Below are 18173 nucleotides of genomic sequence, written 5' to 3'. Positions count from 1 at the left end.
CTAGACAATGAACATCGTAAAGCAGCCGCACGCTTGTTGGACTTGTGATCCCGTCCAACAGGAGCCTCCGGCTGAACCGCGGTCATTCCTTTGGTACTGACCCTCTGCCCCGATCCCGTATGTTTTATCCGGCGCGACCATCATCCAGGAGCGCGTTCAGTGTCGGCAGGCTTCTTGACCGGCGCCTTCTCCACCCGCTTGGACCAGGATCGATAGTAGGCAAGCACCGTCATCAATGCGATCCCGACCACGCTGACCAGAATCTGCATCCCGACGCTGCTCGACACCTCGACGAGGATCAGGTGAGCAATGACTGCGAGGAAGATACCTGCGCAGAACACCTCGAGCGATTGTTGGCCACAGACGATGACAGGTCGGAATACAGGCCACTGCAGCCCCGACCAGTCGCGTGGCATGAAGCGCGTGATCAGGAATGCCAGGATCATGAAATGCAGCAGGCGATAGGGCGCGAGATTGGTCTTGTCGTTCGGATTGAACGCATCGTACAGCCACGTCGGCATCAGACCTGCGAGTTCGGGAAAGCGGCCCGCCATCGTCATGACCAGTGCGAAGACGAGATAGAGGGTCGCGAACACGAGTAAACCGCGGGAGCGGATCAATGGCATCAGCGTGCCGGCTCCGCCGAGCGCGAACCAGCCACCAAAGATGAAGTAGAACTGCCAGCAGAATGGATTGAAATACCAGCTTCCGCTTGGATACGCGGCAAGATTCCAGCCATAGTGGCGCGCTGCAAGATACAGCAGGAACGATGCAGCGAGCGTCAGGTTCGGCCGCCGCAACATCACCCACAACACCACCGGATAGAGCGCCATCAGGAGAATGTAGAGCGGCAACACATCCATATTGACCGGCTTGAACGCCAGGATAAGCCCCTCGAACAACGTCTGCGACGGGTTGTCCAAAAAGCCCGCGACATTGAATTCATTCTGGAGATTGGGATCCCGATAACGCTGTGCGAGATAACCGATCTCAGCGATATAGATCACGAAAAGAACAATGTGGGCGACATAGATCTGCCAGGCGCGCTTGATCAGACGCGTCCCGCCGACAATGAAGCCGCGGTCGAGCATCATGCGCGCATATACAAACGAGGCCGTGTATCCGGAGATGAAGACGAACATGTCGGCGGCGTCGCTGAATCCATAGTTGCGCTGAGTCAGCCAGTTGACGATGTTATTCGGGATATGATCGAGAAAGATCGCCCAGTTCGCGAACCCTCGCAGCAGGTCTAGCCGATAGTCGCGGACTTTCGGCGGCAGCACGGCCTTGATCGTCATCGCTTCCCCCTGCCGTCCGTCTTCGTCGATCGGCGGCGCCCTTCTTGAGTCTATCAACCAAGACCATGCCATGCCGACGTCGCGAGGAAAAGCACAACGGACGAGCCGCAACAATGACGAGTTCGATTGGGATGAAAGCGGCACCAACAGCGGACAACAGCTTTCGCTTTCTTGAGTTTTCAGGCAGATGCCGTTCATATGAACAGATCCGATAGATCAAAGCTGGAACTGGCAGTTGGAACAGAAGATCGCCGCGATCCACGACGTTTTCCCGCACGTCCGTATCGTCATCGGAATGATCATCGGCCTCGGCGTCACACGGCTTCTGTCTGGCGCGGCCCGCATCGTCCAGCACCCGACACAGTACAAGCTCTATGCCGTTCATCTCGCATGGGTCGCATTCACGCTGCTCATGCTCGTGCATTTTTGGTGGTGGGAATTCGGCCTCTACCGAATCGAGAGCTGGACCTTCGGCAAGTACGTTTTTCTGATCGGCTACTCGATCATCCTCTTTCTTCTATGTGCAATGCTCTTCCCGGAATCGATGCAGGGCTATCACAGCTACGAAGATTACTTCTACTCACGCCGTGCGTGGTTCTTCGGCCTGCTGGCCGTGGTCTACCTGCTCGATGTCATCGACACGCTATTGAAGGGGAAAGCTCATTTCGCACACTTCGGCAACGAGTACCTGATCCGAACACCCTTGCTCGTCGCAGCCAGCATCGCGGCAATCTTCGTCAGCGACCGGAGATTTCACGTCGCCTTCGTTGCATTGGCGCTGATCTATCAGATCGTATGGATCCTCCGGCTGTTCGATACGATCATGTGAACTAGCGCTGAACGGACGACACGGTGAATCTTGCAAGCTCTTTGATCGCCGCAGCCTACAGCCAATTCTGCCCAGCACCGATACGACAGAAGTGATGCAGATTGCTTCGCAAACATCGAAACTCGCCCGCGACGATGCGCTGTGAACACTTGAATACTGCGCTCTCGCAAATCCGAGATACGCTCATATAGGCACGAGCGTTATGCTTTTGCGCTTTCCTCTTGCGTCTTCGATGAAGTCGCGGGCAATTTCCCTGACGCTCCACCCCGGAAAATCGGTTGAAGATGGAACCTAACTTGCTTACCATATAGCAATAATGCTCGCCATCCAGGCGTGCTTGCAAAAGACTAGCGAAAGATCTGCCGCGGCGTCGCCCTGGTAGGATTTCAGGGAGGATGTCTATGTCTCGATTGACACGCCGCAGATTCATGGCCGCAACTGCGAGCGCTATCGCGCTCCCCGCGCTGCGCACTCACGCCTGGGCGCAAGGCTGGCCAACCAAGCCGATCCGCCTGATCGTGCCGTATCCGGTTGGCGGACAGACCGATCTGATTGCCCGCACCTTTGGCGATTTCCTATCGCGTAATATCGGGCAGCCCGTGGTCGTCGAGAACAAGGGCGGCGGCGGCGGCATTCTTGGCGTGACTGAAGTCAAACGTGCGGCACCCGATGGCTACACGCTGCTCTGTACGATCTCTTCATCGCTGATTCAGAACCGGGTTACGGTCAAGGATCTGCCCTACGCTCCCGAGCAGGATTTCATCTATCTGACGACGATCAGCGGCCTGGGCGGACCACTGGTTGCGGCCGAAAAAACCGGCGCGACCAATCTGAAAGAGTTCGTCGATTATGCAAAGAAGCTCGACAAGCTGAACTTCGGTGGATATGGCGTCGGCTCCACCCCACACCTGCTGATCGAAACGCTCAGCCGCCAATACGGGCTGAAGGTCGAAATGGTTCACTATCGCGGTGAAGCGCCGATGTGGGCGGACGTCGCGAGCCAGACGCTCGACGCCGCAGCCGGCAGCTACGCTGCGGCCCTACCGGTGCTTCAATCCGGACGGGGTAAACTCATCGGCGTGACCGGCGATCGGCTGCCGCCGCATCCGGATGTGGCGACGTTGGTTGAACAAGGTGCTCGCGGCAAGTACCTTGGCGTCCGTGCGTTCACGGCCTTCGCGGTGCCGACCGGAACGCCACCGGAGATCGTCAAGAAATTTTCCGACCTCCTCTACCAGGCGCGCGAAGATGCCAAGGTCAAGCAGGTTCTGGCTACATATTTCCTGCAATCGCCAAGCACGTTCGACGCAGCGCAGACTCGCTTCAAGAACGATACGCAAGTGCTCTTGGAGCTGCTCCATGAGCTCGGTGTAAAACCTGAATGATCACCCGCCGACCTCAGATCGGCGACGTCCGTTGACGGCATCACGGCAGCCAGCACCCGATGCGATCACTCGGCACGACGACCATTACAAGATGAGCATGGTGGCCTTCGCGCCACCATGCTTGTTCGCTAGAGCTTGCGACGGAGCAGCGTTCATCAATCAGTGTCCCGACACAAGCTCGACACTCGGCATGCGTGTCGGCGACTATCGTATTCCTCGTATGAGATTCTCGGAGCTGGCGGATCAATCGTTGCGCACCGAGAACCCGCCTGCGCATGCGTGAGGTTTCGGTCGGCTCGTCGTGGTGCGCTCATGGACCGCGAGATATTGATCCTGCAGCAAAGCGCCTGCACATTGCATTCTCGATCCTCGCATCCTGCTCGGCTCGCATCCTCGACTGTCATGGGCTAGATTCAATGAATGTGACCGAAGCTGTTCTGAAACGTCAAGCCATTCGGGCCTTCCGGCCCGATCCCGTATCCGGCGACGTCGTTCGTTCACTGCTGGAGACTGCAAGGCACGCGCCCTCCGGCGGCAATCTGCAACCTTGGCGAATCTATGTTCTCAGTGGCGCGCCACTTAATGCGTTTGTCGCGGAGATCGCCGACAAGTTGTCCCGCAACGAACGCGAGACCCCCGAATATGATATCTACCCGCGCAATCTGTGGGAGCCTTTGCGCAGCCGCCGCAGCAAGGCAGGCGAGCAACGCTATCACGCTCTTGGCATCGGCCGCGAAGCAAACGGCCAAGCCATCCTTGAAGAACACAATTTCCGCTTCTTCGGCGCCCCGGCCGGATTATTCTTCTGCCTCGACCGCCGTGTCGGACCGCCACAATGGTCCGATGTCGGTATGTACATGCAGACATTGATGCTTCTCGCGACCGAGCGGGGACTTGCAACCTGCCCGCAGGAGGTCTGGGCCTATTGGCCGAAAACCATTCGACGCTTCCTCGAACTACCTGATGACCTCATGCTGTTCGCCGGAATGTCGCTCGGTTACGCTGACGAAACGTCTCCCATGAACGGATATAGAACCAGCCGGGAAGACCTCGACACGTTTGCCACGATGATAGGATTCGACGGGCTATGAACGATACAGCCAACAACGTTATCGGCACCTTGGAGAACGGCGTCGCCGTTCTCACCTTGAATGCTCCGGCGCGAAAGAATGCGCTTTCCACCGAAATCCGGTTTGGATTGCGGGCCGCATTCGAGAAGTATCTCGCCAACCCGGCATGCCGGGCGATCGTACTGACGGGAGCGGCGCAGACGTTCTGCGCCGGTGGCGACATCTCGCAGATGAAACCGCCTCCAGGCATCACGCCACGCGAATATTCCCTCACGCGAATGAAGGCTTTGCACGATTCGGTTCGTTTCATTGCGGCAGGTCCGAAGCCCGTGGTCGCGGCCGTCGAGGGCCATGCGGCGGGGGCCGGCATGTCGCTAGCGGCCGCGTGCGACTATGTCATCGCTGCGGACGACGCTCGTTTTGTTGCATCCTTCGGCAAGATCGGCCTTGCCGCCGATTGCGGGCTGCTGTGGTCATTGCCCCATCGTGTCGGCCATGCCAAAGCGCGCGACTTGCTGCTGACAGCGCGCACCGTTTCAGCCGAAGAAGCGCACCACATCGGGCTTGCCGATGAGGTTGTCGCCAAAGGAGCCACATTGGCGCGGGCCATCGAGAAAGCGCAAAGCTACGCCACAACAGCTCCACTGGCGATCGCGCTGACCAAACGCGTGATGGCTGGTGAACTTGACGATCTCAATCTCGCCCTCGAGAATGAAATCGAGTGGCAGGCCGAATTACGGGCGACCTCCGATCATCAGGAAGCGCGCGACGCGTTCCTGCAGAAGCGGAAACCGAACTTTCAGGGACGGTGAGAGCTGGTCGCGATGCGGCACGTCATCCCTCACCGGAGGGACGATCGCGATGCTGCGAATATCGCGCCCGATCATGCCTGCAGCCGTCTTACGACCAATCCATCGAACAGCATGAGCACGAAGCCTGCCTGCGTCCATGGCATCGCCGAATGCTCATGACGGCCAACACAATATCAGCATGCGCATCAATTTGTTCGACCATCAATGCTGCCGGCCATCCAGACCGCATGGAGCAGCGCTTTGCCGAGCTATTCCGCAGTCCGCGCGACACCCCTCGCGAGCAGGGCATCGATTTCGCTCGCGCTGTAGCCACATTCGGTGAGTACGGCGCGGGTATCGGCACCCAACGGCGGAGCCAGATTCCCGACCCGCGGCGGCGTTTCCGACATCCACACCGCCGGCCGCGGAATGGTCATCTTGCCCTCGGTCGGGTGATCGTAGCGACCGAAGAAGCCGACATCCTGCAGATGCGGATCATCGTACAGATCTTCCAGCGCCATCACCGGCCCGCAGGGAATGTCGGCCTTGGTCAACAGATCGAGCCATTCCGCCGTGGTCTTCGTCTCCAGCGCCTTGGCTAATAGCGCAAGCGCCTCCTCGATGTTCTGCGCCCGCGCGCTTGCCGTGGCAAAACGCGGATCGCTACCATACTGCGGCTCGAGACCTGCGACCTCGAAGAACGACTTCCAATGCTTGTCGACGCCGGGCAATACGCAAATCGCGCCGTCTTTGGTCGGATACGGCCTACGGTTCGGTGATAATGCGCGGACGTTGCCCATCGGGGCTGCGGGAGGATCGAACAAGTGCCCGCTCATATGGTCGCCGAGCATAAACTCGATGAGATTTTCGAACATTGGAATTTCCAGCGCCTGCCCCTGACCGGTGCGCTCACGGTGGAACAAGGCCGCGAGAATGGCGTGAACGGCGGTCACGCCGGTCAGTCGGTCGACGATGTTCATCGGCACGTAGCGCGGCGGCCCGCCGCTACGCGAAAACAGCGATGCAAAACCACTGGTCGCCTGGATCAGATCGTCATAGGCCGGGCGATCCCGGTAACGGCCGCCGCGACCGAAACCGATGATGCCTGCGTGGATCAGCTTTGGATTGATCGTCTTACACGCCTCATAGTCGAGGCCGGCCCGTTTCAGCGCGTCAGGCCGCATATTATGTGCGAGCACATCGGCTCCGGCGATCAGCTTCCGCATCACGTCCATCGCCTGGGGCGACTTGAGGTCGAGTGCGATCGACCGCTTGTTGCGATTGAGATTCAGATACAGGGCGCCCATCTGCTGGCTGCGCGACGGCGATGACGCGCGCAATACGTCTCCCGTCGGCGACTCGATCTTGATGACGTCCGCGCCGTACTCGGCAAGCGTCCGCGTACCCAACGGACCCGCGATCACCGCTGTCAGATCGATGACGCGGACGCCTGTCAATGCACGATTCATGGGTCAGTTGCTCCTATGCGCCATCAGCTCGTAGCCTGCGGAATTTATCCGAGATTCGCCAAGCAAATACGAGCAGGTAAACACGCGCAAGTAAACACGAGATCGCAGCGTTTGTCCGCTAGCTGGCAATCACATGTCCTGAGCCTCGTATCAATGGGTGCCGGCGTATCGCTCCTTCCACACTCGCTCGCCGCCGCTGGATTTTCGGGCGTCACCTTCCTCGACATCATCGGCGATGCTCCCGACATCGAACTTGTTGTGAAGTGGAATCCCAACAATCAGTCTGCTGCGTTGGTCAATGCCCCGAAGCGCCTCAAGTTACCCGAACCCTGATAGCATCGAATTTGCCTCCGAATGCATTCGATACCTAAACGAACAAGAAATCGTCGGCCCCCATTTGCGCCAGCGTCACCCGCTGAAGTTCAACGGAGTCGCCATTCTCTGCCATTATGAAAACGCTTGCTCCGACCTGAACCATTCGCTCCTGCACCTCGGCGAAATCCGCAAAGATCGTCCGATCGAATTGGATCGTATCCTCCGTCCCTGCGCCGTCGTGAAACTGGCCGATAATGTCGGCCCCGAACCCGGGCTCAAAGACGAATGTATCCGATCCATTACCGCCGTGCAGATAGTCGTTTCCAGGACCGCCATTCAAAGTATCATCGCCATTCAATCCGAACAGGTAGTCATTTCCCTCGCCTCCGATCACGACATCGTTGCCGTCATCGCCATAGAGTTTGTCGCTTCCTGTGCCGCCATCGATCCAATCATCGCCAATCCCGCCATAGACCGTATCATTTCCGATACCTCCGCCAATTCTGTCGTTGCCAGCCCCTCCGCGTATCAGGTCGTTGCCCGGGCCTCCGTCGATAACATCGTTATCTGTACTCGCGCCGAAGAACAGGGACTGCCTCTGGCTCATGTCGTAATCGATGGATGCGTTATGATAGAGATTCCAAGTTCCGGGCGAACTCGTGTTCACACTATCGGTGGCGCTCAAATGCTGACCGTTAACGACGATGTCCTTGATATAAAGATTACGATCACCTCCCTTGTTGCTTTCGTCATTGATGAACGCGAGCCTGAGACTGGAGATCTCAGATGGATTCTCAAAGGTGATATCGAACGTCTGATAGTCGGAAGGCCCGGCGGCTGAACGAAATTCAATGACATCGCCAACCGGCTGATCGTTCACCAGCAATTGCATTCGGGCGCCGATCCCATCGAGCACTGAGCCGAAGCCGGTCACCGTGACCGTCGAACTCTCGAGCCTCGGGATCGAATCCGGTCCTCCGACGATTGTATCGTTGCCGGCACCACCGCGGATCATGTCGTCGCCGAGCCCGCCAGAGAGATTGTCATCGCCTCGCCCAACGTCGATCAGATCGGCATCAGGCGAGCCGGCCACGGTCCGAGGCGGTGTCCCGATCTCGCCGGCGAACCAATCTGTGATCAGCGCCTCTGCGGGTTTATCCATCGGAGAGTAACCCGTAGGAGAGTACGCATTCGTCGGATCCCAGTTCCAGATATGGAATCCATTGAACCAGCTCCCCTCCGAACTCCAAACTTGAAACAGCGCGTCGAATGCGTCGCGCTGTTCCCCCACATCCTGCGGGCCATCGACATTCCAGCCGCCCGGCCGAATGTTGGTGCCGTCCATGCTGCGATACCCCACCTCGGTAAACAGCACCGGCTTGTCGTACTCCATCGCCAGCGAATGGAAAAAATCCACAGGCGACATATGATCCATCGCAGCCGCCCAATAATCGTTGGCGGATACACTGCGCCATGCGGCAACCATCTCGTCGACGGTCGGAGCCGTGTCAGCGGTGAGCGGCGGGTAGGCATTGACGCCGATTTCATCGACGGCATCCCAAAAGCTGACGTGGTTCGCCTCGTCTGTGGCCGCAGCATAAGTAATCGTTCCGGAGTAAACCTCGCGAACCGCATTGATGATGCCGATCCAATGATCGCGGTACGGCGCCCCGGACAGAGAACTCATCTCGTTTCCGATCGAAAACGAATCCACGCCGGTCGCCTGGGCGACCTCGGCGAACGCGACAATCATCGCCTGGTATGAGGCAAAGAATTGATCGACATCCGTCGGCGCCAGGGACATCTGCCCGCTCCCATCGAGCGGCGTCAGCGCTGGCTTGAAAAGCACGGACAGACCGAGTGCGTGCGCATCGGCCACTGCGGCTGCAAGGTTCTCGTTGCTTTCAGTTTTATCGGGATGGGAGAAAACCTGGTTGGAACTTGCCTGTTCCGTAAAAATGCGCGGCACGATCGAAATGGAATTGGCGTGGGTGGAAGCGATCCGATTCAGCGCTTCGTGCGCATCGTTTGTAACCAGTTGTCCGTTCCAATCGGATTGAAAACCAAAGCCCTGCACATTGAAGATCGCCGTCATCGAGCACCTCACCTCAACGCCGCAAACGAGGGCGGCCTCACGAACAGTCCTTATCGCGCTCGACATTGAAGGGATAATTGGCCGAACGTTTGACGATCCGACAAAGATAGCGCCAACGCTTTCGATTGGATCGATGCGGCGTGTGTTCCGCCTACGATCAACACTAATCGATCAAATTGGCCAAAGCTCGATCCGACAAGCACTCAAAGGAGTGCATCAAATGAAGAGCAAATTGGAGCAGTCTGGCTCCTGCGATCACTTGTGCAGTAGGAGGTCCGCGTCACCGTAAATCCATCGCAACCGGCCTTGAAGCAGAGCCGAGCAGCACCGCAGTGGAGTACGTGCGCGAGTACACTATCACCGGTTCAAGAACCAGCCACGGGCTTGCACGGGCGACTCACGATGGCGTGCTGGCTGTTTACGCGTCAGCCCGCGAGCGGATTTTACATCCATGAAAGTAGCTGCCGTCTGCAATGGCCGGATGTTCACGGCACGAGAGCTCCAGCATCATTCATTTTGAGAGATATCAAGCCCGACGGGGAATGGACACCAACGATGAGCGCACTTTTCAGCCCACGGAAAGTAGGAGGCCTCAACCTCGCCAATCGGATCGTGGTGTCTCCGATGTGCCAGTATAGCGCGATTGATGGCATCGCGCAGCCATGGCATCTGATTCACGTCGGCAACCTGATGATGTCCGGTGCGGGTCTCGTCATCATGGAGGCGAGCGCGGTCAACGAGGTCGGCCGCGGGACCCACGGATGCCTTGGCTTATACAGCGACGCCCATGAACACGCGCTGGGCAATCTGGCTCGCGAAGCGAAGAAACTATCCGGCGCCAAGCTTGGCATTCAACTCACGCATTCGGGCCGCAAGTCGTCGACCCGCACAATTCCCGAGCGATGGAAAGGTGAGCCTCTGCCGCCGGAAGAAGGCGCATGGATTCCCGTCGCCCCCTCACCGTTGGCGTTCGACCGTCATTGGCAGACACCGACGTCACTCGACGCCGCAGGGATCGAGCAGATTACGGATGATTTTGCGAATGCGGCCTCACGCGCCGCACGCGCAGGCTTTGACCTGGTCGAGATTCACGGTGCGCACGGCTATTTGTTGCATAACTTTCTCTCGCCCTTGTCCAACCAGCGCACGGATCAGTGGGGCGGGTCGCTCGAAAATCGGATGCGTTTCCCGCTTGCGGTCGCTCGCGCTGTCCGCGCCGTATGGCCGTCGTCGCGCGCCTTGGGCTTTCGTCTGAACAGCACCGATTGGCATCCGGATGGGTTCACGCTGGTGGATGCCGTCCTGTTTGCCAAGGAACTCGCATCCGCGGGGATCGACTATGTCGTCATGTCATCGGGAAATATCGCACCGGGTATTTCGATTCCGCCCGCGTCACCCGGCCACCAGGTTCCGTTTGCCACCGCAGTTAAACGACGCACCGGCCTCATCGCCATGGCCGTGGGCATGATCGCTCGTCCCGAGCAGGCCGAGGCAATCATCGCAGCCGATGAAGCCGATTTCGTCGCGATTGGCCGGCCGATGCTCGACAATCCACGCTGGGGTGTTCACGCTGCAGCGGCGCTTGGCGTCGATATCGATTATCCGCCGCAATATTTGCGCGCACGCCCCAACAATTGGCTCGGCTTCTCCTACGTGCATCCCAACGCCAAGCCGCCGGCGACGTCTCGGCAGCTCGACCGACCGCCGAGCGTTGCATGGGATCGACCCAAAGGCGGTTAGCCCTCCCGCGCCAGCATTGGCTGCGGCGGTCCGTTCGTAAATCAATCTGGACCGAAAGCCCTCGATCCGCTTTACGACGGCCTCAAAGGAGGCCCGACAGTGGCGGACCGATTCTCGGTTATTTTGGGCTTGTCCCCAGCATTGATCGAGGCATCCAGACCTTCGACCATACGCTTGGTCATCTTTCGAAGAGCCTCCAGTTTCATTGCGCCATTCGGTCGATCAACGGGACACTTTGGACTGTTTTGGATTGAGCGACCAGCCGGCTCCATCGGCTTGCCGCCATGACTCGCGCGGTGCGGGGCGCTCGACGGGGTGCGATCAGGTTGATAAGCCCTCTCCGCAAGGAGACTTGAGTCGAGACATGACCGTTGCGATTGAGATGGGACACACCACCGCCGGCGCCCCGGTGGCCCTGGACCTCGAAGAACTGCTGGCGACCCGGCTCCTCGTGCAGGGAAATTCAGGCTCCGGCAAGTCTCATCTACTGCGCAGGCTGCTGGAACAGAGCGCACCCTGGGTACAGCAAACCGTCATCGATCCTGAGGGTGACTTTGTCGAGCTGGCCGATCGCTTCGGTCATCTCGTCATCGATGCCGAAGAGCATACCGAGCGAGGCTTGCAGGTCGCAGGCGAACGTGCGCGCATGCATCGCGTCTCCGCGGTGCTCAATCTCGAGGGCCTCGATGCTGAGAACCAGATGCGGCGTGCAGCCGCGTTTCTCGGCGGACTCTTCGAGGTTCCACGCGATCACTGGTATCCCATGCTCGTTGTGGTGGACGAAGCGCAGCTTTTCGCGCCAGCCATTGCCGGAGAAGTTTCGGACGAGGCGCGCAAGCTCTCTCTCGGCGCTATGACCAACTTGATGTGCCGCGGCCGTAAGCGCGGACTTGCGGGGGTTATTGCGACACAACGTCTGGCGAAGCTCGCCAAGAACGTCGCGGCAGAGGCCTCCAATTTTCTGATGGGGCGTACCTTTCTGGATATCGACATGGCCCGTGCCGCCGACCTCTTGGGCATGGAGCGACGACAGGCGGATTCGTTTCGAGACCTGGAGCGCGGGCAATTCATGGCGCTTGGCCCGGCCCTCTCCCGTCGTCCGCTGGGGCTTCGTATCGGCCCAACCGACACCCGGCCCCGCAATGCAACCCCACGGCTGATGCCGCTGCCGGAGGCCACATTGGAGGATGCACGCGCCGTCATCCTGGCTGCGCCGCCACCGGAGAGCACCCGGCCGCAACGCCGGCCACCGCCGGACCTCCTCGGCCAACTGATAGCGGCCAGAATCGCAGCGCCGGAGGTTCCGCCCGAAACCGTCGAGCAGCCGCTCAGCACTGAAGAACTGACAAAACAGCGCGAGCGCGTGGACCGGATTCTGCGCGCGATTCTGGCAGATCCCGACGCGGGGTTCCGGGCGGTCAGCGTCCTTTATCAGGAATTCGTCGTCCGCTGCCGCATCGAGGGGCTCGGGTCGGCCGTGCCAGACCTGGGCGACTTCCGCCGCATGTTGACCCACGCACGCGCAGGCCTCGATTCCGATATGGCCGAGGACGCCGCATGGCAGGATGTTTCAATTCGCGCCTCGATTCTGCCCGAAGACATGCGGGGTGTTTTCATGATGGTTGCGCGCGCCGCGAAGGAAAGCTTACCTTGCCCGAGTGATGCGGCGATTGCCCGGGCCTATGGCACACATTCGCTGCGCCGGGCCCGGCACCTGCTGACCTACATCGAGGAACAAGGCCTCATCGTCTGCCAGCTCGACGGTACGGGCCGGCGGATCGTGACGATGGTCGAACTGGCCTGGGCGACGGCTCCGGGGGACCCTCAAGCCGACGAATTGGCGGCAGAGACCGAAGCCGAACCCGGCTGTGGCGGACCGGCGGACTGATGCGACCTGCTAACCGACGCAGCCGATCACGATCGAGAACAGAGAAAGACCTCGCGCCGTCGTTGAGCCGCGCCCTGTTTAACGGCGCAGCTCCCCTCCAACGTTTCTGAGGCTGACGTCAGGCCGAGGCTCGACATCCGTTCAACCAGATCGGCGCGGCCTTGCCATCGTCGGCTATGGCGCGCATCCAGGATTCCGCACTCATTGATGCGGAGGCCCCCGATGCTTCCTTGTGGCGAAAGCCATTCCGCTAGGCTCGCAAGCACTCCTCCGCCGCGCTCAGCGAGACCTTGTCCTGGCTGAGGACGAACGAGATCGCTTCTTCCTCCCATCGATAAGCCTCGAGATTCAGCGCGGCAGCCCGATCGAAACGGTGCTCCAGAACGAACCGCGAGAGCAGAAGCCTACGGGCATCCAGCCCTTCGCGAGCTGCCCGCATGCCCTCCACTGCGAGGACAACGGCCGTGGTCGCATGGTAGAGCTTTCCAGCAGCCACGCGGGCGAACCGCTCGTTCTCGCTCGACCCAGCGACTTCTTCTGCGAATCTGATTGCACTCTGAACGGCCCCGTACAGCCGTGTCTTGAATTGCCCCGGCAGATCCGCAGCGTTCAACCGCTTGTTCAACTCCGCCTCAAGCGCACGATGAGCCTGCTCCTTTCTGACCGTGCGTTGAATGACATCAAGCGCGTTGATGTTGCTCGTCCCATCCCACAGCACCCCAAGATGCGCGTCCCGCACGAGCTTCGCGTTTGGCCAATCTTCAATGTACCCGTTCCCGCCGCGCGCCTCCATCGCCGACGTCGCGACGGTGATGTTATCACGGCAGGCCCGATACTTCGAAAGGGCCGTCATGATCCGCAAAATCTTCCCATCGTACTCGTCAACTGGGGTTGCGAAGGTACCCGTGAACATCAATGCCGACAGGCTCTGCTCCGTCGGCACAATCATTTTCATGAGTTGACGGCGCATGAGGGGGTGATCGATCACGGCCTTGCCGAAGGCATCCCGGTGGGCTGCCGCGGCCAAAGCCTCGTTGACACAGCGGCGCATCATTCCAGCGGCGCGGGCAAGATGGGAGAGACGGCTTGAGTTGACCATCTCCAACATATGGCGAAGCCCCTTGTCGAGATCGCCAAGCTGATAGGCAACAGCGCCCTGGAGGAGCACCTCGCCGCTGGCCATCGACTTGCTGCCGAGCTTGTCCTTGATGCGCATGATCCGATATGCGTTACGCGTTCCGTCGCCGAGCACCTTCGGCATGAAGAAAAGGCCGAGTCCCTTTCCGCCGGCGACCGCTCCCTCAGGTCGTGCCAGCAGCACCACGACGTCCGCATCGACATTCGAGCAGAACCATTTCTCTCCCCATAAACGCCAGGCGCTCCCCTCCCGCACGGCCAGGAGATCAGCCTGACCGACATCGGAGCCGCCGGCCTTCTCGGTCATGAACTGAGCACTGCGAAGCAGTTCGTCCATGTTCTGGGTCAGCATGCGATCGAGGAACGTCTTGCGCAGCTCCTCGCTGCCATACTTGCGCAGTAGCTCCGAGGCGCTCCCCGCCATATTGACCGGGCATAGCAGACCGAACTCCGTCTGCGCGAACAGGTACTGAAACACATACTTCGCAATCGGTGGCATCTTCGACGGCCAACCGAGGACACCGTCGCGGTGGCCGATCGCATGAATACCGAAACGGCCATAGGCCAGCGCCTCCATGGCGCGATAGGCGGGGTGAAATTCGATCCATTCGTCGTCACGACCGAAGCGATCGCGATAGTTCAGCTTGGGAGAATGACGCTCGGCTTGGTCCGACAGTTCAGCCAGCTCCTTGCCAAGGAGGCTTCCGAGCTCAAGGAAATGCGGCCTCAGAAATGAAAGCAGCTCGGGGTCAAGGTACTGCGGAAGCAGTTGCTTCAAGCTGTGATCGTGCTCGAAGAAATTCACTCCCTCCGCCGTCGGCGCGAGGGTCTGCGATCGCTTCGCGGTTGCCGCCCGCGAGACGAGCGAAGCAGGGTCATTCGTGTGCGATATTCTCATCATCTGATAGTTCATGGCAATCTCCGGAATTGAACGCGCCATTCAGTCATAAAAGTCGATTGCGACAGTGCTCTCTCCGCCGAACGTGGCTTTCACCGACCGCGCCTTGCGCACCGGCAACATGCCCGTCATCGATCCGGTGCTGATCGTCTCCCTGGCACGAAGGCCGTCTCCCCATCGTCGCCGCTCCTCAGCGAGCCACAGAAGCGGAATCAGCGGGTCTCCCATGACATCGCTTCCTCTCCCTTGGCGCTTGACCTGACCATCAACCTCCAGGATGACGTCCAGAGCTGCAAGCCCGCTGCGCCAGCCAAGAATCTGTGAGCCGAAAACGTAACGCCCCGACGCACTGCCGTCTGCGAGCACCGCCGGGAGCGGCGGCAACGCTGATGATGGAAAGCGGCATTCGGCGATTTCGATGCCCGCGTGCACACAATCAATGGCCTCGACAATGTCCTCCATTGTCCACGGCTGTTGACGTGCTGGAATATCCTTTGCGAGCGTCACAAAGAACTCGCACTCGATCAAAGGATCGAGCAGCTCGCCTCGCGCGAACCGGGCGGGCGACTGAGCCTGGAACATCTTGAATGTCCGCCCATAGATAGGCGTGTCGATGTTCAGCTTTTCGCGCACGAACGCCGTCGTCCCCGCGATCTTCCAACCAAGCGGCTCCCACCCCAGTCGATCCGCGACGAGGCGATTCACGAAGTATGCATCGTCGGTTGTGGCAGGCACGAGGTCGCCGGATAAGCTGGCAATTTGCTTCTGCGTGCGACGCGCTTCGGCGAGCTTCTCCGCGAGAGCATTCAGTTGCGGAGAGAGATTGGCCGGAGGCCTGCGAACGATAGACATTGTCTCGCCTGCTTGAATTCTTGAGTCATGCGGATCGGCGGGTTCTTTCCGATGACGTCTCGTCATCGGCTTTCGCGGCGGCGACGGCAAAGCCTGCGTCCGATGCAGCAACACATGCGCCAAGACCAGATGCCCCGCGGATGACCTTATACAAAGCAGCGTTCCTACCTTACGATCTCGTTTTGTCGGGTGCAGAGATGCAGCCGGAGCCGGCAACACTCTGAGGAACGTTAGGAATTGATCAAAGCATCGATACAGTCCAATACTGATTTTGGCAGAATTGATACATGTATTGTCTCAATAGAAGCGGGGCCGAAGATGGACGCACGCAAACTCAGATATTTCACCGTCGTCGCCGAAGAGAAGCACTTCGGGCGCGCGGCGCGACGCCTGTCACTATCGCAGCCGCCGCTAAGCTATGCCATCAAGCAACTGGAGTTCGAAGTCGGCTCCGCACTCTTCAAGCGGAACACCCGTAAGGTCGAGCTGACCCCCGCAGGCGCGGGCTTTCTTCGCGAGGCGCAGATCCTCTTGAGAAGAATGGATGAAGCGAAGCGGCTGGTGAGATCGATCGCCGAAGGCAGAAGCGGTCAGCTTCGCATCAGCTTTGGCGGCTCGATGCTCTATCGCGGCCTTCCCGGCATCGTAGATGATGTCCGGAAGACGTTTCCAAGCATAGACCTCGTGCTGCGCGAACTTGTTTCGAATGACCAGATCGAAGCCCTGCTGCGAGACGAGATCGATATCGGGTTCATCCACGGCCGCGCAATGCCTGAAGGCCTGGCCGGGTTCTGCTATCATGCAGAGCCATTCGTCGCCTGCGTGGCGCAGCAGCACCGGCTTGCAGCAGCAACCCGAATACGCCTTTCGCAACTTCGACACGACGAGTTCGTGCTGTTCTCTCGAAAGAGCTCGCCCGATTACTTCGAGAGCATTGTCAGCACCTGCCTGTCGGCGGGCTTCTTACCCAAAGTGCGGCACGAGGTTGCGCATTGGCTCAGCGTCGTGTCATTTGTCGCCAACGGAATGGGAACGGCCTTGGTCCCCCGCACGTTGCAGAACTCCCAACTTCGCGGGGCTCGTTTCATACCATTGAAGGAGCCGACAATCCTGTCGGAGACGTGGTGCGTTTGGAAGTCTCCAAGTTCAAGTTCCGCCTTAGACAACGCGTTGCAACTCATTCAGCTGCGCTCGTCATCCATCCGACAGCGCTCGCAGGCTCGTAACAGCAGGGTACGCGGTTCTGCAACTCCATCACAGGCGCACGATACGCCGAAGCGTCAGATCCGCCGCGGCAAGTAGCGACCGCGATCTGGGCCAACGCGGCGCGTATCGGCAGCGCTAGCCCGCCAAGCGATGGGACTCACTCGGGCTGAATGCCAAGCTGCTTCAGGGCAGCAATGAGAGCCGTCGAATCATTGGCAAATCTCTTCCTTGCTTCCGCAGCGGGAATGGCAGGATCGAGATGAAACTGTTCGGTCGCCTGCAGAACGCGCGGATCTTTGCCGCCCAGGACCAATGCCTCAGAGAGCCTTTCCAAGATATCTTCGGGTGTATGGGCAGGCGCCCAGAACCCCACATAACCACGAATATGCGACGCCTGCGATTTGAGACCCTGCTCGGCCAAGGTTGGGACTTCGGGAAAGGCGCGGTTTCGCGTTCCCACCGAAGCAATCAGCTTGCCTCGCCCTGTTTGCAAGACCGGCAATGTCGGCGCCGTGCTGCCGACCCCGATGTCCGTTGAGCCCGCCATGAAATCCGCCCACATCGGCGCTTCGCCGCGATAATGAATCGGCTCTATTCTCAAGCCGTACTGCTGATTGAGCTCTGAGGCCACCAAGTGCGGCGTCGAGCCGATGGCGTAGGTTGCCATGCTCAGCTTGTTAGCCTTCCTTGCGAACTCAACGAATTCTTGCAGATTGGTGACGCCGGTGTTCGGCTGAACCACGACCAGGCTGCCGCTGCCGGCGACGATCGTCACGATCTCAAAATCCTTTTCAGGATCGTAGGACAGGTTCTTCATCGTCACACGATTCTGGATCATCGTCGTCGAGATGGTGGCCATCAGGGTGTAGCCGTCGGGACGCGCCTGCTTGACATCGAGAGCGCCAACGGTTCCTGAGCCACCGCCCTTGTTCTCGACAACAAAGGGTTGACCGAAGTGCCGGCTGAGAAACTCCGAATACGCCCTTGCGACCACGTCGGTCGAACCACCTGGAGGATAACCGCACACGACCCGGACAGGCTTTGCTGGCCATGCCGCTTGCCCGAAGGCTCGCCCGCCGAGCAAAGCCGAACTGGCGACTGCGGTTCCTGTTCTGAGAAAAGCCCTGCGGTTCACGCGCTTAGCCATTTTGCGAATCCTCCGTCTTCTTTTTTGATGCTCGATGATAGGCGGTGCAGCTA

At 59.3% G+C, this 18173-nt stretch carries 15 protein-coding genes; 9 read left to right on the top strand and 6 right to left on the bottom strand.

The window, feature by feature from the left end; translation table 11 throughout:
* Positions 1-140: 140 nt before the first annotated feature.
* Entirely contained in the window at positions 141-1298 is a 1158-nt protein-coding gene (locus X566_RS14085) for an OpgC domain-containing protein (RefSeq protein WP_034467246.1), read from the bottom strand.
* Here X566_RS14085 and X566_RS24730 point away from each other — a divergent pair.
* From X566_RS24730 to X566_RS14065, 5 genes are all read left to right on the top strand, one after another.
* Positions 1288-1473 carry a hypothetical protein gene (locus X566_RS24730; protein WP_152539875.1) on the top strand — a complete coding sequence of 62 codons (186 nt, stop codon included), beginning with the start codon at positions 1288-1290 and terminating at the stop codon, positions 1471-1473. The two genes, X566_RS14085 and X566_RS24730, sit on opposite strands and share 11 nt — an antisense overlap.
* 120 nt (positions 1474-1593) lie before the next feature.
* Positions 1594-2127 (top strand): hypothetical protein, encoded by a 534-nt coding sequence (locus tag X566_RS14080; RefSeq protein ID WP_051444215.1) that lies wholly within the window; start codon positions 1594-1596, stop codon positions 2125-2127.
* 395 nt (positions 2128-2522) lie between these two features.
* Positions 2523-3512, top strand: a complete 990-nt coding sequence (locus tag X566_RS14075; RefSeq protein WP_081740185.1) for a tripartite tricarboxylate transporter substrate binding protein — start codon at positions 2523-2525, stop codon at positions 3510-3512.
* Positions 3513-3787: 275 nt separating this feature from the next.
* Positions 3788-4603, top strand: a complete 816-nt coding sequence (locus tag X566_RS14070) for a nitroreductase (protein ID WP_244434752.1) — start codon at positions 3788-3790, stop codon at positions 4601-4603.
* On the top strand, positions 4600-5394 hold the full coding sequence (locus X566_RS14065) for an enoyl-CoA hydratase/isomerase family protein (protein ID WP_034467238.1): 795 nt from the start codon (positions 4600-4602) through the stop codon (positions 5392-5394). The genes X566_RS14070 and X566_RS14065 overlap by 4 nt, the downstream gene beginning before the upstream one ends.
* A gap of 248 nt (positions 5395-5642) precedes the next feature.
* Here the strand turns inward: X566_RS14065 and X566_RS14060 are convergent, their stop codons facing one another.
* On the bottom strand, positions 5643-6842 hold the full coding sequence (locus tag X566_RS14060; RefSeq protein ID WP_034467236.1) for a CaiB/BaiF CoA-transferase family protein: 1200 nt from the start codon (positions 6840-6842) through the stop codon (positions 5643-5645).
* A gap of 153 nt (positions 6843-6995) precedes the next feature.
* Here X566_RS14060 and X566_RS14055 point away from each other — a divergent pair, with 153 nt between their 5' ends.
* Complete coding sequence (locus X566_RS14055; RefSeq protein WP_034467234.1) at positions 6996-7175, top strand: hypothetical protein; 180 nt, start codon at positions 6996-6998, stop codon at positions 7173-7175.
* A gap of 34 nt (positions 7176-7209) precedes the next feature.
* Here X566_RS14055 and X566_RS14050 read toward each other — a convergent pair whose 3' ends face one another.
* On the bottom strand, positions 7210-9252 hold the full coding sequence (locus X566_RS14050; RefSeq protein ID WP_034467232.1) for a glycoside hydrolase family 113: 2043 nt from the start codon (positions 9250-9252) through the stop codon (positions 7210-7212).
* Positions 9253-9654: 402 nt separating this feature from the next.
* Between X566_RS14050 and X566_RS14045 the strand changes: the two genes are divergently transcribed.
* Positions 9655-10992, top strand: a complete 1338-nt coding sequence (locus X566_RS14045) for an NADH:flavin oxidoreductase/NADH oxidase (protein ID WP_343213074.1) — start codon at positions 9655-9657, stop codon at positions 10990-10992.
* 364 nt (positions 10993-11356) lie between these two features.
* Positions 11357-12880: an ATP-binding protein gene (locus X566_RS14040; protein ID WP_034467226.1), complete on the top strand. Its 1524-nt coding sequence runs from the start codon at positions 11357-11359 to the stop codon at positions 12878-12880.
* 250 nt (positions 12881-13130) lie between these two features.
* Here X566_RS14040 and X566_RS14035 read toward each other — a convergent pair whose 3' ends face one another.
* Positions 13131-14930, bottom strand: coding sequence for an acyl-CoA dehydrogenase family protein (locus X566_RS14035; RefSeq protein WP_244434751.1), 1800 nt, complete (start codon positions 14928-14930; stop codon positions 13131-13133).
* A gap of 27 nt (positions 14931-14957) precedes the next feature.
* Positions 14958-15767, bottom strand: coding sequence for a 2-keto-4-pentenoate hydratase (locus X566_RS14030; protein ID WP_034467223.1), 810 nt, complete (start codon positions 15765-15767; stop codon positions 14958-14960).
* Between the two features lie 318 nt (positions 15768-16085).
* Here X566_RS14030 and X566_RS14025 point away from each other — a divergent pair, with 318 nt between their 5' ends.
* Positions 16086-17069, top strand: coding sequence for a LysR substrate-binding domain-containing protein (locus X566_RS14025; protein WP_081740184.1), 984 nt, complete (start codon positions 16086-16088; stop codon positions 17067-17069).
* Positions 17070-17130: 61 nt separating this feature from the next.
* Here the strand turns inward: X566_RS14025 and X566_RS14020 are convergent, their stop codons facing one another.
* Positions 17131-18120, bottom strand: coding sequence for a tripartite tricarboxylate transporter substrate binding protein (locus X566_RS14020; RefSeq protein ID WP_034467221.1), 990 nt, complete (start codon positions 18118-18120; stop codon positions 17131-17133).
* Between the last annotated feature and the right edge of the window lie 53 nt (positions 18121-18173).

The sequence above is a fragment of the Afipia sp. P52-10 genome (genome assembly GCF_000516555.1).
Lineage (GTDB): Bacteria > Pseudomonadota > Alphaproteobacteria > Rhizobiales > Xanthobacteraceae > P52-10.
This window is presented reverse-complemented; position numbering and strand designations above follow the sequence as displayed.

Coding starts and splice junctions, on each gene's coding strand:
- X566_RS14085 (WP_034467246.1), bottom strand. CDS start 1,298: ATGACGATCAAGGCCGTGCTGCCGCCGAAAGTCCGCGACTATCGGCTA.
- X566_RS14080 (WP_051444215.1), top strand. CDS start 1,594: ATGATCATCGGCCTCGGCGTCACACGGCTTCTGTCTGGCGCGGCCCGC.
- X566_RS14075 (WP_081740185.1), top strand. CDS start 2,523: ATGTCTATGTCTCGATTGACACGCCGCAGATTCATGGCCGCAACTGCG.
- X566_RS14070 (WP_244434752.1), top strand. CDS start 3,788: ATGCGTGAGGTTTCGGTCGGCTCGTCGTGGTGCGCTCATGGACCGCGA.
- X566_RS14065 (WP_034467238.1), top strand. CDS start 4,600: ATGAACGATACAGCCAACAACGTTATCGGCACCTTGGAGAACGGCGTC.
- X566_RS14060 (WP_034467236.1), bottom strand. CDS start 6,842: ATGAATCGTGCATTGACAGGCGTCCGCGTCATCGATCTGACAGCGGTG.
- X566_RS14055 (WP_034467234.1), top strand. CDS start 6,996: ATGGGTGCCGGCGTATCGCTCCTTCCACACTCGCTCGCCGCCGCTGGA.
- X566_RS14050 (WP_034467232.1), bottom strand. CDS start 9,252: ATGACGGCGATCTTCAATGTGCAGGGCTTTGGTTTTCAATCCGATTGG.
- X566_RS14045 (WP_343213074.1), top strand. CDS start 9,655: ATGGCGTGCTGGCTGTTTACGCGTCAGCCCGCGAGCGGATTTTACATC.
- X566_RS14040 (WP_034467226.1), top strand. CDS start 11,357: ATGACCGTTGCGATTGAGATGGGACACACCACCGCCGGCGCCCCGGTG.
- X566_RS14035 (WP_244434751.1), bottom strand. CDS start 14,930: ATGAACTATCAGATGATGAGAATATCGCACACGAATGACCCTGCTTCG.
- X566_RS14030 (WP_034467223.1), bottom strand. CDS start 15,767: ATGTCTATCGTTCGCAGGCCTCCGGCCAATCTCTCTCCGCAACTGAAT.
- X566_RS14025 (WP_081740184.1), top strand. CDS start 16,086: ATGGACGCACGCAAACTCAGATATTTCACCGTCGTCGCCGAAGAGAAG.
- X566_RS14020 (WP_034467221.1), bottom strand. CDS start 18,120: ATGGCTAAGCGCGTGAACCGCAGGGCTTTTCTCAGAACAGGAACCGCA.